12 protein-coding genes are annotated in these 15,264 nt (G+C 67.9%); 3 read left to right on the forward strand and 9 right to left on the reverse strand.

The features are described from left to right. Positions 1-4 precede the first annotated feature (4 nt). The 5 genes from OG474_RS04675 to gabT all read right to left on the reverse strand — a co-directional run bounded on the left by OG474_RS04675 (position 5) and on the right by gabT (position 7,404). Positions 5-1,237 (reverse strand): MFS transporter, encoded by a 1,233-nt coding sequence (locus tag OG474_RS04675; protein ID WP_405060939.1) that lies wholly within the window; start codon positions 1,235-1,237, stop codon positions 5-7. Then, the gene (locus OG474_RS04680) at positions 1,234-1,788 is read right to left on the reverse strand and encodes a flavoprotein (RefSeq protein ID WP_405060940.1); all 555 of its coding nucleotides are present in this window, start codon (positions 1,786-1,788) and stop codon (positions 1,234-1,236) included. The genes OG474_RS04675 and OG474_RS04680 overlap by 4 nt, the downstream gene beginning before the upstream one ends. Then, positions 1,778-4,360, reverse strand: a complete 2,583-nt coding sequence (gene lanKC / locus OG474_RS04685; protein ID WP_405060941.1) for a class III lanthionine synthetase LanKC — start codon at positions 4,358-4,360, stop codon at positions 1,778-1,780. The genes OG474_RS04680 and lanKC overlap by 11 nt, the downstream gene beginning before the upstream one ends. A gap of 351 nt (positions 4,361-4,711) precedes the next feature. Then, entirely contained in the window at positions 4,712-6,085 is a 1,374-nt protein-coding gene (locus OG474_RS04690; RefSeq protein WP_405060942.1) for an NAD-dependent succinate-semialdehyde dehydrogenase, read from the reverse strand. Then, the gene (gene gabT, locus OG474_RS04695; protein WP_405060943.1) at positions 6,082-7,404 is read right to left on the reverse strand and encodes a 4-aminobutyrate--2-oxoglutarate transaminase; all 1,323 of its coding nucleotides are present in this window, start codon (positions 7,402-7,404) and stop codon (positions 6,082-6,084) included. Before gabT ends, OG474_RS04690 begins: the two co-directional genes overlap by 4 nt. A gap of 76 nt (positions 7,405-7,480) precedes the next feature. Here gabT and OG474_RS04700 point away from each other — a divergent pair, with 76 nt between their 5' ends. Further along, positions 7,481-8,353 carry a LysR family transcriptional regulator gene (locus tag OG474_RS04700; protein WP_405060944.1) on the forward strand — a complete coding sequence of 291 codons (873 nt, stop codon included), beginning with the start codon at positions 7,481-7,483 and terminating at the stop codon, positions 8,351-8,353. Between the two features lie 342 nt (positions 8,354-8,695). Here the strand turns inward: OG474_RS04700 and OG474_RS04705 are convergent, their stop codons facing one another. The 3 genes from OG474_RS04705 to OG474_RS04715 form a co-directional block, all read right to left on the reverse strand. Further along, positions 8,696-9,607, reverse strand: coding sequence for a carbohydrate ABC transporter permease (locus tag OG474_RS04705; RefSeq protein ID WP_405060945.1), 912 nt, complete (start codon positions 9,605-9,607; stop codon positions 8,696-8,698). Between the two features lie 112 nt (positions 9,608-9,719). Then, positions 9,720-10,598, reverse strand: a complete 879-nt coding sequence (locus OG474_RS04710) for a carbohydrate ABC transporter permease (RefSeq protein ID WP_405060946.1) — start codon at positions 10,596-10,598, stop codon at positions 9,720-9,722. Positions 10,599-10,622: 24 nt separating this feature from the next. Beyond that, complete coding sequence (locus tag OG474_RS04715) at positions 10,623-11,918, reverse strand: ABC transporter substrate-binding protein (protein ID WP_405060947.1); 1,296 nt, start codon at positions 11,916-11,918, stop codon at positions 10,623-10,625. Positions 11,919-12,169: 251 nt separating this feature from the next. Here OG474_RS04715 and OG474_RS04720 point away from each other — a divergent pair, with 251 nt between their 5' ends. Next, on the forward strand, positions 12,170-13,186 hold the full coding sequence (locus tag OG474_RS04720; protein WP_405060948.1) for a LacI family DNA-binding transcriptional regulator: 1,017 nt from the start codon (positions 12,170-12,172) through the stop codon (positions 13,184-13,186). Positions 13,187-13,226: 40 nt separating this feature from the next. Further along, positions 13,227-14,387 (forward strand): glycosyl hydrolase, encoded by a 1,161-nt coding sequence (locus tag OG474_RS04725; RefSeq protein WP_405060949.1) that lies wholly within the window; start codon positions 13,227-13,229, stop codon positions 14,385-14,387. Between the two features lie 49 nt (positions 14,388-14,436). On the opposite strand, the gene OG474_RS04730 is transcribed toward OG474_RS04725, so the two are convergent. Then, the gene (locus OG474_RS04730) at positions 14,437-15,138 is read right to left on the reverse strand and encodes a TetR/AcrR family transcriptional regulator (RefSeq protein ID WP_405060950.1); all 702 of its coding nucleotides are present in this window, start codon (positions 15,136-15,138) and stop codon (positions 14,437-14,439) included. Positions 15,139-15,264: the final 126 nt, after the last annotated feature.

Genomic DNA, 15,264 nt, shown 5'->3' on the forward strand with positions numbered 1-15,264 from the left:
CTCCTCACACCACGAGCGAACGGGATGCCACCGGTTCCGGCGACAGTTGGGCCCGGACCGGCCGGGCCAGAGTGAACAGGACGGCACCGGCCAGCAGTGCGGCCATGACGCCGTACGCCGGGCCTGGCCCGTGGTACTGCAGGAGCCAGCCCATGGCGATCGTGCTGACCGGGTAGAACAGCGAGCCGACCAGAGTCATGGTGCTCTGGGCCCGCGCCATCATCGAGTCGTCGATGACGTCGTAGACCTGCGCAGTCATCGCGATGATCAGCACCGGTGCGGTCGCTCCGAGCAGTGCGAGCGCGGCCACCACGACAGGCATCGACGGTACGACGGCGACCGCGGTGACGACGCCGGCAACCACCAGACCGCCAGCCACCACGGCTCGGAACGGTCCGGTCGCCACCAGCTTCGGTGCGACGAGTGATCCGAGCAGTGCGCCCGCAGCGACGACCGCCGACATCGCACCGATCACCTCGGCCGGTGTCTTCAGGCTGACCAGCATCGGAACCATCCCGAAGAACGCCGCGGCCGTAGCGAAGTTCAGCACTGCGGACCAGATCGTCAGCGTGCGCAGGAAGGGCTGCGTGAACACGTACCGCAGTCCCGACCACATGTCCGTGGTGAGCCGCTCCTGCGATGCGTTCCGACCACCGAGGCCGGCAGAGATCCGGAACACCAGGTAGGTGCACAGCATGAACGTGACCGCGTTGATCGCGAACGGGATCCAATGCGCGATGGCGTACAGGCCACCACCGACCGCAGGTCCGAGCAAGCTGGCGGCGTACGAGCGGGACTCGTTGAGTGACACCGCTTTGGTGATGTCGTCCGGGCGAACCAGATGCCGCAGCGCCGCAGCCAGGGACGGGTTGTAGATCGAGCTGACCAGTCCGTCGACCACTCCGACGATCACCAGCGGCCACACTGACCCGGCGCCGGCAAACACCACCACTGCGAGCACCGCCCACAGCACTGCACGGATCAGGTCGACAAGGATCATCACTCGGCGCCGATCCCATCGGTCCGCCAGCGCACCGGCTGGCAGCCGAGCGACGTTCAACACGATCAGCCGGACCGTCAGCAACGCACCGGCCCACAGAGCCGAACCGGTCAGGTCGAGCACCAGCAGCGGAATGCACACGTCACTGACGCGAGCGCCCAGCGCAGTCAGCGCCTGTCCCCACCAGAACCGACTGAAGTCCCGGTTGTCGCGCAGCAACTCGGTCCGGCTACTCATGCTGCTGCTACCAAGTTCCGCCACTGCGCAGCGATCACCGCAGCGGTTCGTACCGGGGCCGGCATCGCCTTACTGGGCTCGAATTCGCCACTCCACAGCGTCAATACTTCGGTGTCTTCCGGCGACACCACGACGACGTCCTGCTCGCGTAGTGCGCGGACTGCCTGCTGCGTGGTGCGCGCCTGCCACATCCGCGGGTTCATGTGCGGGAACACGATCCGCGGTGCCGGAGTGGCCAGCATCGCGGTCAGTGCGGGCGACGACGCCAGTCCGAGCGCGGCCGAGACCAGGAAGTTCGCAGAGCACGGTGCGACCACGAAAAGCCTGGCCCGGTTGGCGAACGCGACCGGGTTCACCACAGGTCCGTGCGGTTCGATCACCTCATCGGCGATCAACGCGACCGCCGACGGCTGCACGAACGTCAGTGCGGAGTGGGTGAGCATCACCGACAGCGGTCCGCCCACCTCACGTCGCCAGTGCGCCAAGTGCGCGGGCAGATCGAGCGCGGCACTCGCACCGGTGCACACAACGGCCAACCGATCACCTGACATGGCTCAACACTCCCGCCGGCCGCCCGAACCGTACGTCGAGCGTCTCGCCACCGTTCTGCAACCGGTGCAGGGTCATCGCGACACCAGCGCTGCCGGAGGCGACGTCGCAGCTCTGCCGCATCAACCCGTCACCCGGGAAGCCGGTCCCCGACGCGTCCTCACAGCGCAGTGCGGTGATTTGGTCGACCAGTCGGCCGATCGTCTCGTCGAGAGCGGCCGCATCGTCCGGCAACGCCGCCTTGGCCTCGAGCAGGAACTCGATCAGCCCACTCATCCCAGCGAAGTACCCCGGGTTCACCGTGAACGGCATCCCGACACCCCGCACGATCGACCAGAGCGGATCGACCAGCGTCTCGTCCCCGGTCAGCCGCAGGTGGTGAGCGACGGCGAGACCCACACCGGAGCCGCCGCGCACGACGTACGGCTCAAACGGCGAGCTGCCGGTGTACGCACCGAATCCGATGCCCCCGTTGAATCGCGGCCTGCCCTGCGCCAGGTCGAAACCCAGTGCGCGGCGACCCATCTTCACCAGGAACGAGTCCCCCTGCGCGATTCCCAACTCAGTCAGGTACGTCGCGACGCCAGAGGAACCGTGCAGCAGTCCGAGCGGATGCGGATCCGCCTGCTGCCACCACAGACCAGTCCCGTCGTCGGAGGCTCGGTCGATCAACCGGTCTGCGATCGCCTGAGCGTGGTCGAGGTGACTCTGCTCTCCGGTGAGCCGGTGCGCGTACAGCTGCGCAACGCCGACACCGGCCAGCCCAGTCGCCAGACCGCCGCGCTTGTCACCACTCAGCGCCTCACTAGTCGCTCCGGCGAGCAGACCGCGATCGTCCAACCCCAGTTCCAGCAGTGCGAGACCGATGCCCGCACGACCGACGTACAGGCCCATCGGTAGCGGACGGTTCTCATCCAACCGCGCCAGCAGCCAGTCCGTGCACGCTGCATCCACTGAACCGTCCAGCAGGTGCAGCGCTCGCAGCACCCCGGCCGCGCCGTACGCGAGCGAGAGTGTGTTGCTCTGGAACTGCTCCGGGTGCCCCGGGAACAACCTGTCCCGCCGCTCCGGCGTAGCCGCGTTCCGCAACCCCCGCACCACGTCCGCCAAAACGCTAACGTCCGAAGAACCGGAGGGCGTGGTCGGCGTGTTTTCGGACGCTATGGGGAGGGCGAGGCGTTCCTGCAGGCCGTTGAGGGGGAGGTCCAGCTGGCGGGCAGTGACCGCGAGCGCTCGGCTGAACACCTCAGGGCGGAAGGCGAGCAGAGCGTTGCGGGGCATGACCGTGGCAGCTTCGATCGCATCGACGCCGTATGCGATGTAGGCAGCGTCACTCCCCCAAGCCGCCGTACCGGGCTCGGGGGCGAAACCACTGGTGCGTGGGTACTGCGCGGGGTCCGATCCGACCGGGCGGCAGGCTTCGAAGTCGACCAGCCGCACGGTGTCGTCATCGTCGATCATGATGTTCGTGAGCGACGTGTCGGAGTAGACGATGCCGTGCTCCAGGCAGGTCGTCAGTGCGGTCCGGATCTGCTCCAGAATCGCCTGCGCCCGCGCCGGGTACGACGGGTCCGGTTTCCCCGTGGCAAACGGGTGATTGCGAGAAAGCCAGACCTGCATGGTGATTCCGGGCACCTTGGACTGCACCAGGAAGGTGTGCTCCCAGACTGTCACCACCTCCACGCCATCTGGCGCAATGCCGGTGCCGTCGAGCTTCTTGAGGTAGTCGTACTCCCGCCACAACCGCTCCGGCGCATCCGAGCCATCCGGGGCAAAGGCCGTGTGCGGACGCGCCTCTTTCAGCACGTACTCGGCCCCGTCCGGACCAGTCGCCAGATAGACGCCGCCGGCCGGCGAATGCCGCAGTACAGACTTGATCTGGTATCGCTTGAGCAGACCGGTCGCGTCAGCCGTCGGAGCGTCCGCCTCAGCCGGTACGGCGAAGGGGTGGTCCGCTACCCAGGACGGCAGGGTGAATGTGGGCGTGCGAGCGTCGTTCCACGGCTTGCCGTCCGGACCGGTGATCACGGAGATCGGATAGCCGTCGTCGTCGACGCCCGGGGGCTTGCGGAAGGTGCCGTAGCGGTACTGCACCACGTCACTGCCCGGGTACCGGCGGTCGGTCAGAACGTGCGCACCGTGCAGGTCACTGGTCCGCTTGCTCAGGCGGTCGGCCAGCTCGCGGGCGTGCTCCTCGGACAGAGGGTAGACGGTCACCGCCTTGCCGGCACCGCCACGCGACCACCAGCGCGCCAGCTGGGCCAGTCCGAGCTCCGGAGAGCGGATGACCTTGAAGCTGAACGGGTCGACCAGGTACTCGTCGATCACCGCGTGCATCAGCGTGGCCAGGTCATCCGGCCGCGCCGCGAGGTGCAGCTTCCAGCCGTACTCCGGCAGCTCGGTGAGCGGCCGGTCCAGGCAGCGGGCCCAGATACCGACGCCATCGAGGACGGCGGCCTTGTCGCCGACCCGCTCGCGCAGAAGCTCCAGGAACGCGCCCGGCTCGGAGGACCGCTCCACGCGGTCGTAGTACTGCGGGTCACTGATCGTGTAGGCCCGGAACGAGTCGATCATCGGCACTGCACCCCTCTCAGGACAGACGAAGGGGGGCCTGGGCCATTTCGGCACAGGCCCCCTGGGTCGCGAAGATCAGCAGTTGTAGCTGACGCCCGAGCCGTCGGTGTGGAGCACCGGGCTGGTGGTGTTCTCCTCGGACAGGATCTGCAGGTCGAGAACCTCAGCCATGATTTTCTCCTTCGGTCAGGAACCGTTCCCGGTTCCTTGGGGCGGTCGGCCGGTTGGCCTTCCCGATAGCCAGAAGTCAACCGCTTCTCACAGATCCCCACATGGGTCCCCACCACCCAGATTCCCGACCCCCCTACGCACCCACCCCCCGCCCCCGGAATATGGGTAGGTGCTCCCCATTTACGGCCAGTTGATGCTCAGGTACTGGGTTTCCTGGTACTCGCGGAGGCCGTCGCGGGCGCCTTCGCGACCGAGGCCGCTTTGTTTGACGCCACCGAAGGGAGCGGCGGGGTCGGAGACCAAGCCGCGGTTCACGCCGACCATGCCGACGTCGAGCGCTTCGCTGATCCGGATCGCGCGGCCCAGCTCACCGGCGTACACGTAGCCGGCCAGTCCGTACTCGGAATCGTTGACCCGGGCAATGAGTTCGGCATCGTCCGACCAGGTGGCGATCGACGCGACCGGGCCGAAGATCTCCTCGGTGAACAACGTCGAGTCATCCGGTACGTCGCGCAGCACGGAAGGCGGGTAGAAGTGACCAGCAGCAGCCGGTACGGCGGCCTGGTGGGTGACGCGAGCACCGGCCGCGACGGCCGACTCGACCACCGAGGTCACCCGCTGAACCGCGGCGTCCGAAATCAATGGCCCGATCTGGGCCCCCTGCGAATAGGGGCCAACGGCAAGCTTCTCCACTTCGCGACCGAACAGTTCGGTGAACCGGTCGGCCACCGCCTCGTGCACGTAGAACCGGTTGGCCGCCGTACAGGCCTGGCCTCCGTTGCGGAACTTCGCGATCATCGCGCCCGCGACCGCCTGCTCGAGGTCGGCGTCCTCGGTCACCACGAACGGCGCGTTCCCGCCGAGCTCCATCGCGGTCACGACCACCCGGTCGGCCGCCTGCCGCAGCAGCGTCTTCCCCACCGCGGTCGAACCGGTGAACGAGATCACCCGCACCCGCTGGTCGGCCAACCACGCGGACACCACTCCAGCCGCGTCGGTAGTCGGCACCACATTGAGAACCCCAGCCGGTACGCCGGCCTCCGTCAGCAGCTCGGCGATCGCGAGCGCGGTCAACGGGGTCTCGGCCGCGGGCTTCAGCACCGCCGTACAGCCTGCGGCCAGCGCCGGGGCGATCTTCCGAGTGGCCATCGCGGCCGGGAAGTTCCACGGCGTCACGAGGGCCGCGACCCCGATCGGTTTGGCCGTGACAATCGTCCGGACGCCGCCGGCCGGGGCCGAGCCGTAGTCACCACCCGGACGAACCGCCTCCTCGGCGTACCAACGGAAGAACTCCGCCGCGTAGCCCACCTCGGCCAATGCGTCGGCCTGGGACTTGCCGTTCTCCAAGCTGATCAACTCGGCCAGCTTCGCGCGGTCGCGCAGCATCAGCTCGAAGGTCCGGTGCAGGACCTCGGACCGGGCGCGCGGTGCCGTGCGAGCCCAACCAGGGAAGGCTTTCGCGGCCGCATCGACTGCCGCCACAGCGTCGGCGACCGTGCCGTCCGGAACCTCGCCGACAACGCTGAGGTCGGCCGGATTCAGTACCGTGATCACGAGATCTCCCGCAGCGCCGCGACGACGATCTCCAGGGCCTCGACCAGCAGGTCGTCGCTGATCGTCAGCGGCGGCAGGAAGCGCAGGACATTGCCGTAGGTGCCACAGGTCAGCACGACGATTCCTTGCTGATGGCAAGCAGTTGCCACCGCCTTGGCCAGCTCCGGCGCGGGCTCGGAGGTCCCCGACTGCACCAGTTCGACCGCGATCATCGCGCCCCGGCCGCGGACGTCACCGATCCGGTCGTCCTCCTTCTGGGCCAGCAGCAGGCGCGGCTTGATCAACTCCTCGATCTGTCGGGCCCGCGCCACCAGTCCGTCGGCCTCGATCGTCTCGATCGCTGCCAGCGCGGCCGCACACGCCAGCGGATTCCCGCCGTACGTGCCGCCCAGCCCGCCGACCTGCGGCGCGTCCATGATCTCGGCCCGGCCGGTCACCGCCGACAGCGGCAGACCGCCCGCGATCCCCTTCGCGGTCGCCACCAGATCCGGTACGACGCCCTCGTGGTTGCTGGCGAACATGTCACCGGTCCGGGCGAACCCGCTCTGTACCTCGTCGGCCACAAAGACCGCGCCGTTCGCTCGACACCACTCGGCCAGGGCCGGCAGGAATCCGGGCGCCGGCTCGACGAAGCCGCCCTCGCCCTGGATCGGCTCGATCACCACGGCCGCGACCTCGGTCCCGCCGACCTGCTTCTCGATCACGTCGAGCGCGCGGGCCGCAGCAGTGGCGCCGTCGAGGCCGCCATCGCGGTACGGGTAGGAAACCGGCGCGCGGTAGACCTCCGCCGCGAACGGGCCGAAGCCGCGCTTGTACGGCTGGTTCTTCGCCGTCATCGCCAGGGTCAGGTTGGTCCGGCCGTGGTAGGCGTGGTCGAAGACGACGACAGCCTGGCGGCCGGTGTAGGCACGCGCGATCTTGACCGCGTTCTCGACCGCTTCGGCCCCGGAGTTGAACAGCGCGGTCCGCTTCTCGTGGTCACCTGGCGTCAACCGATTCAACGCTTCAGCCACGGCGACATAGCCCTCGTACGGCGTGATCATGAAGCAGGTATGGGTGAACGCGTCCACCTGCGCTTTGACCGCCTCGACCACGCGCGGCGCCCGGGCGCCGACGGTGGTGACCGCGATCCCGGACCCGAGATCGATCAACTGGTTGCCGTCGGCATCGACCACGACCCCGCCGTCCGCGGCGACCGCGAACACCGGCAGCGTCGTGCCGACCCCCGCCGCGACCGCACCCTGCTTGCGGGCCATCAGCCCGGCCGAGACCGGTCCTGGAATCGCTGTCTTCAGAATGCGTCGCTGTTCGATCGTCATCCTCCCAGTCTTCGGTCGGCGATCTATGCTGTCCAATACTTGTTTCGCACGATCTGCATGCTTGGGAGGCATGGAAATGGAGCTGCGAACCCTGCAGTACTTCGTCCAGACGGTCGACGCCGGGACTGTCACCGCTGCAGCCGATCGTTTGCACATCACTCAGCCCGGTCTGTCCCGGCAGCTCCGCCAGCTCGAGCAGGAGCTCGGCGTCGAGCTCTTCCACCGCACCGGCGGCCGCCTGACCCCCACCCGGGCCGGCCAGGCCCTGCTGCCGCTCGCCCAGGAGGTCCTGGAGCGGGCCGACGCCCTCCGGGTCGCCGCGACCTACCAGGCGCAGGGCCGCCTGGACCGGATCACCATCGGCGCTCCCCTGACCACCCTGCGGGATGTGATCGCCCCGTTCATCGCCACCCTGGACGCTGATGATCCGACCCCTGAGGTCTTCCAAGCCGACGGTCAGACCGCAGCCGAGGTGCTGGGACGCGGTGCAGACCTGGCAATGACCAGTACGCCGGCCAGAGCGCCGTACGAGACAAAGACGCTCGCTGTCCTGCCGGTCTGGGCCTGCGTCCCGAGCAACCACCCCTGGGCTCGCCGCAAACGCATCCAGCTGACGGAGTTGGCCGACGTGCCGCTGATCCTGCCGCCGCCGTCCTTCACCTCCCGAATCTCCCTCGAGGCCGCACTACGACGGGACGGACTCTCGTACGGCGCCGCCGTGGAAGCCGCCGACGGCACAGTCGCCCAAGCACTAGCCGCAGCCGGCCGAGGCGTAGCCGTCGTCTCCGACGACCCTCAGTTCGACCTGCACCCGCTCCCGATCCGCACCGACGACGGTGACCTCTCCGTCCGCCTGATCAGCGCCTGGGACTCCCGCCACCCCGCCCGAACCGACCTCGCCGACATCGCGACCCGCCTCAGCCAGTTCGTCACCACCCGCTACCCCTAGCCGGCACCGCCGCACGCCCTGATACCAGCGGAAATGGCTGATCGGTGCTCAAGGCGGCGATCCGGTGCCAGGGGGCGGCGTGCCACGGAACCGCGAGTTCCGGGAGAGCAGCACGGCGAGGCGAGGCGGGGTCGCGAAGGTGAGGGCGGTGTGCTGCGCCGCGTGACGCGGAGCGGATGATCGCCGCGGACCAGGACGCGTCGCGTCAGGGCCGGGGCGGAGACTTCGTCGCGCGATGGCGAGGGTGGGCGGCGCCCTGCGCACCGAACAGGCGGCGTGCGGTCGCGATCAGCTTCGACCGCGTCTGTGCCGCCTGTTCGGCCCGTTTCACCATGGGCGAGGCTAGCCCTTGACGGCGCCTTCCTCGACACCCTTGAAGAAGAACCGCTGACAGACGGCGAACACGATCACAATCGGGATGAACGCGATCATCGTGCCGGCCGCGATCAGCCGTGGGTTGTTGCTGAACGTCCCGGACAGGTACTGCAGACCGACGGTCAGCGTGTACTTGTCCGGATCGGTGAGCACGATCAGCGGCCAGAGGAAGTCGTCCCAGGCGCCGATGAACGCGAAGATCGCGACCACGCTGATGGTGCCGCGCACCGACGGCAGACCGATGAACACGAACCGCTGCCACGCGTTCGCGCCGTCCACGATCGCGGCCTGGTCGACCTCGATCGGCAGTGAGCGGAACGCGTTGTACATCAGCAGCACGTTGAGCGCCCCGATCATGCCTGGCAGCGCGACCCCGAAGAGGGTGTTCGCCAGCCCGAACTCCCGGACCGTCACGTACTGCGAAATGATCGTGACCTCGCCCGGCAGGACCAGCGTGGCCAGGAACAGCCCGAGCACCAGCTTGCGGCCCTTGAACTGCAGCCGCGAGATCGCGAAGCCGGCCAGGGACGCGCCGATGATGTTGCCGCCGACAACCAGTACGGCGACCACCAGCGAGTTCCGGGCGTAGTCCCAGACCGGGATCGTGTCGGCGACCGCCTTGTAGTGGTCGAACGTCGGCTGCGACGGAAGCAGCCGCGGGATCCGGGTGTAGATGTCCTCCCCGGAACCCTTCAGCGACGTCGACAGCTGCCAGAGGAACGGCCCGATCGTGATCAGCAGCACGAACGCGAGCAGGATGTACCGGACCACCTTCTCGCGCGGTGACACGGTGTTGAACCCGAACGTCCCGCTCCTGCCGCGCTTCTTCGGCTGGTCCGGCAGCGCGATCGGCCGCGCGGGATCGGTGACGGTGGTCATGAGGCCCCCTTACTGGACTGAGGAGCGGAGGGAGCGCAGCGACTGGAGTGACGAGGGAAGGAAGGGAACCAGGCCTCAGGACCTGCCGCGCGGAGCGTGGCATTCAATAGAGTCATGCCTCGGCTCCTCGGCGGTTGAGACGGGCCAGGACGAGCATCGGTACGACGGTGACGAAGAACAGCACGATCGACAGGGCCGAGGCGTAGCCGAGGTTGCCCTCGAAGCCCTGGCTGTACTGCTGGATCAGCATCACGACCGAGTTGTCGCGGCCGCCGGGACCGCCCTTGCCACCACTGAGGATGAACAGCTCGGAGAAGACCCGCAGCGCCGACACCGAGATCAGGATCGAGATCAGGATCATGGTGCCGCGGACACCCGGGATCGTGATGTGGATGAAGCGCCGGATCGGGCTGGCGCCGTCGACCGCCGCCGCCTCGTGCAGTTCACGGCCGACGTTCCCGAGGGCGGCCAGGTAGATGATCATGTAGTACCCCAGCCCCTTCCAGATCGTCAGGCTGATCGCACTCAGCAGCAGCAACCACTGGTCGGACAGGAACGGCAGCGGTCCGGAGATCACACCGAGCTTCTCGGCCAGACCGTTGACCAGACCGCGGTCGTCCAGGATCCACTGCCAGATCAGCGCCACCACGACGGCCGACGCGACCACCGGGGTGTAGAACGCGGTCCGGAAGAAGGTGATCCCGGGCAGCTTCTTCTCCACCAGTACGGCGAGCAGCAGCGGGAAGATGGTCAGGAACGGCAGGCAGACCACCATGTAGATGACGCTGTTCAGCAGCGCCCACCGCAACTGCTCGTCGTGCAGCAGGGTCTCGAAGTTCTTCAGCCCGACGTACGTGCCGCCGCCCAGTGGCTTGGCGTTGGTGAACGACAGGATCACCGTGTTGATCGACGGCCACAGGTTGAACACGAGCAACCACGTGAGTGCCGGAATCACCAGCACCCACGGAGTGAACCAACGTTGGTAGCGCATTACGTCCTTAAGTTGAGCAGAGTCCTACTGTGTCAGGAGCTGGTTGGCCTTGTTGACGGCCGCGTCCAGGGCTGCCTGCGAGGTGATCTTGCCGGAGATCGCGAGCGAGATCTGCTGGCCGATGAAGTCGTTCGTCGCACCGCTGATGATCGCCGGCGTCAGCGACTTCGCCTTGGCCAGCGACTCGAACGCGAGCACCTTCGCGTCGGACTCCGGCGTACCGTCGCTCTTCGAGAAGTACGGGTCCGAGGCCGAGGCCTTGGTGGACGGGAAGATGTTCACGATCTTCGCGAACGCGGCCTGGTTCTCGGCGTTGGTGACGAAGCGGGCCAGCGCGATCGCGGCCGCCTGGTTCTTGGTCTTGGCCGAGACCGACAGCCCCTGCACGTACAGCGGCGGGGTGTCCAGCGCGGGCGACGGGACGACCTTGCCCTTCAGCGACGGGTTGTCCTTGGTGAAGTCAGCGATCGCGTTGCCGCCACCGGTGGTCCAGGCGACCTTGGACTGGGTGAAGAGCTTGGAGTTGCCCAGGTACTCCTGGGTCAGGATGTCGCGCGGCAGGTAGCCGGCCTTGTAGGCCTCGCGGTACTTGTCCAGCAGCGCGGCGGCCTCGGGGGTGTTGAAGGTGAACTTCTTGCCGTCGTCGGACAGGATCTTCACGCCCGCGTTGGTCAGGTCACCGATGCCGGGCAGCCGGCTCATCAGGTATTCCTTGCCACCGGTCTTGTCGTGCATGACCTTGGCGGCCGCGAGCAGCTCGTCGAAGGTCTTCGGCGGGTTCTTCGCGTCCAGACCGGCCGCGGCGAACTTGTCCGAGTTCCAGTAGTCGATGTCGGTGTTCAGGTACCACGGGTAGCCGAACGTGCCGTTCAGGCCCTGGTACTGGTACGCCTGGACGCCGCCCTCGACGTACTCGTCCTTGATCTTCGGGTCGGCCGCGGCGACGTCGAGCAGCAGGTTCTGCTTGGCCAGCGGCAGCGCGAAGTCCGGCGGCAGGTTGACCACGTCGGGCAGGTCGCCGGCCGAGGCCTGGCTGAGCACCTTCTTGTCGTAACCGTCACCAGGCTGGTCCAGCCAGGTCACCTTGGTGCCCGGGTACTTCGCCTCGAAGGCCTTGATCACGCCTTCGACGTACGTGGTGAACTTCGGCTTCAGGGCCCAGGTCTGCAGCGAGACCGCACCGGTCACCTGGGCATCCGCGCCGACGGTCGGCTTGGCGCCGCCGCTGCCGGATTCGTCGGACGAGCCGAGGCCGCAGCCGGCCAGAGTGAGAGCCGAGGCGGCCAGCAGGGCCACCAACGCCGAACGGCGTCTACGCATGGGATTCTCCAGGGTTTGATAAACCGGTATAGCTCCCGAACTATTCACATCGTAGAATCCGCTGTCAAGGGTAGGTGTCGCGTTGGTGCTGAGGCTCGAATGCTGGCGGTGTCCAGGTGCGTGCATCGCAAGGCGGAGTGCGGCGCTCGGAGTGGTGTTCTCCGTGCGTCGTGCTCCAACGCCGCGAGGTGCGTGCCTGGGCGCCGTCAGCGTCGAGCATCAGGACCAACGCGACACATAAGGGAGGTACCGTGGCCAGACCGACGATTGCCGACATCGCACAGCGCGCGGGTGTGTCCAAGGGTGCTGTCTCGTTTGCGCTGAACGGGCGACCCGGGGTCAGTGAGGCGACGCGGGAGCGGATTCTGCGGATCGCGGAGCAGATGGCGTGGCGGCCGCACAGCGCCGCGCGGGCGCTGGGGGCGTCCCGGGTGGACTCGGTGGGCATGGTGATCGCCCGGCCGGCCCGCACGCTCGGGGTCGAGCCGTTCTTCGCGCATCTGCTGTCCGGCGTGCAGTCGGGGCTGTCGGCGGAGTCGATCTCGTTGCAGTTGCTGATCGTCGAGGACACCGAGGCCGAGGTCGAGGTGTACAAGCGCTGGGCCTCCGAGCACCGCGTCGACGGGGTGATCCTGGTCGACCTGACCGTGCGCGACCCGCGAATCGACGCGCTGAAGGCGCTCGAGCTACCCGCGGTGGTGATCGGCGGCCGCGGCGGCAAGGGCCAGCTCGCCTCCGTCTGGGCGGACGACCGGGACGCCATGCTGACGATCGTGGAGTATCTGGCCGCGCTCGGTCACCGCCGGATCGCACACGTCGCCGGTACGCCGGTCTTCCAGCACACGCAGCGCCGGATCCGCGCCGTACGTGACGCCGCACCGCGACTCGGCCTGCTGGACGCGCCGTCCCTGACCACCGACTTCAGCGACGCCGAGGGCGCCGCGACCACCCGCCGGCTGCTGGCGCAGGCGGATCGCCCGACCGCGATCGTCTACGACAGCGACGTGATGGCCGTGGCCGGGCTCGGCGTGGCGATGGAGATGGGCGTCTCGGTCCCCGGCGACCTGTCGATCGTGGCCTTCGACGACTCGATCCTCACCCAGCTCATGCACCCGGCGCTGACAGCGATGTCCCGTGACACCTTCGACTTCGGCCGCCAGGCCGCCGAGGTCCTCCTCGAAGTCATCGCCGACCCCACCGCGGTCGTCAACCGCCGCACCGCCGACCCCGTCCTCACCGTCCGCGAGTCCACCGCACCCCCCGCCTGATGTTTGCTCCTGGTCCCTAAACCGATTTAGCATCGTCGGCATGGCCTCGGATCCCCGCTTCGGCGCGAACTACGTTCCTTCGAGCGGCTGGTTCTACAGCTGGCTCGACTACGACGGCGACGCCGTACGGCGGGACTTCGCGGATCTGGCCGGACTGGGCCTGGACCACGTCCGGGTCTTCCCGGTCTGGCCGTGGATCCAGCCGAACCGGGCCATCCTCCGCTCCAAGGCGATCGAGGATCTGCTGGACACGATCGATGCCGCCGCCGAACACGGGCTGTCGGTCGCGGTCGACCTGATCCAGGGCCACCTGTCCAGCTTCGACTTCCTGCCCTCGTGGGTGCTCACCTGGCACAAGAGCAGCCTGTTCGAGGACTCCACGGTCCGCGACGGACTGACCGCGTACGTCGACACGGTGGCGCGCGCGGTCGCCGAGAAGCCGAACCTGTTCGCGATCACCCTCGGGAACGAGGTCAACAACCTCTGGCCGGACAGCCCGACCACCTTCGGGGCGTCGACCGCCTGGGCCACGGAGCTGCTGGACACCGTGCGGAAGGCCGCGCCCGACGTACTGGCGCTGCATTCGGTGTTCGACGATGCCTGGTACAAGGCCGACCATCCGTTCCGGCCGACGGACGCGGTGGATCTCGGCGACCTGAGTACGGTCCACTCCTGGGTGTTCAACGGGGTCTCACGAGTGGATGGGCCGATGGGTCCGGCGACGCTCAGCCACGCCGACTATCTGGTCGAGCTGGCGGCTGCGACGTCGCTGGATCCGTCCCGGCCCGTATGGCTGCAGGAGGTCGGCGTGCCCGGACCGGACATCCCGGTCGACCTGCAGGCCGAGTTCACCCGGCGGACGGTCGAGCACGTGCTGCCGAACCCGGCCTTGTACGGCGTGACGTGGTGGTCGTCGCACGACATCGACCGGCGGCTGCTGGACTTCCCGGACCGCGAGTACGACCTGGGCCTGTTCACCGTCGACCACGAACGCAAGCCGGCCGCGCAGGCACTGGCCGACGTGATCGAGTCGGTGCGGGCGAACGGCGTACCGGAGTCTCCTGCCGTCGCCACCCTCACCGCGCCGGTCAACCTCCGCACGTCGCCGGAGCGCCGACCGGAAGTTGCCCCCGGCAGCGACTTCCACCTCCAGTGGGTAGCCGCCCGCACCCAAGGCCCCGTCCGCATCGCCCTCCCCTGATTCGTAACGTCCGAAGGACCGGAGAGCGTGGTCTCCGGATCGTCGGACGTTAGCGATCAGTCAGAGCTTGGATGCCGTCCAGGGTGCGGGTGAGGCCGAATTCGAGGTCGTCGTCGAGGCCGTCGTTGTATTCGGCGTTGGTGTAGAGGGCGACCAGCATCGGGTAGTTGTTTTCGATGAGGCGCGGGACGAGGAAGGCGCCGACCTGTTCGGCTTGGACCGGTACGTCGTCGTTCGCGCCGAGCTGGCGAGCGAGGTTCGCGTAGTTGCGGGCGAACCCGTCGAGCAGCAGCAGGCAGCCGAGTGCGTCGTGCTGGCTCAACGGGGTCTCGGCGAAGGCCTGCAGCATCACCTCGGCCCAGCGCATCACGTTCGGCGTGATGGGCGCGCCACGGATCGGTACGTCGAGCAGCCACGGGCGCTCGGCGTACCGGTCGACCAGCGCGTGCACCCACGCGGTCGCTGCCGCACGCCAGCCGGCGGGTAGCTCCGGCGGCGACCCGAGCGCCTTGTCGTGGACCAGCACGATCAGCTCGTCCTTGGAGCGCACGTAGCGGTACATCGCGTTCGTGGTGACGCCGAGCTGGGCCGCGATCTTCTGCAGCGAGATCGCCTCGAACCCGGCCGTGTCGCCGAACTCGATGCCGGTCGCCACGATCTGCTCGACCGACAGCCCCGGCTTCGGCCCACGCCGCTGCACGGGCTGGACTCCCCAGGCCAGCGCCAGTCCGGGTGGCAGCTCTGCGCTCATTCCCCCATCTTCGCGCACTTCCACCCCTGGGCAGAGGGGGGCTATCACCACCTCCGAAAGGCGGTCCTGCCCCCTGGGGCATGAAACTGTTCAACCCCTACGCTATTTCACAGTTCACCTCAACTC

Source organism: Kribbella sp. NBC_01505, from assembly GCF_045040285.1.
In the GTDB taxonomy this organism is placed as follows: Bacteria; Actinomycetota; Actinomycetes; order Propionibacteriales; family Kribbellaceae; genus Kribbella.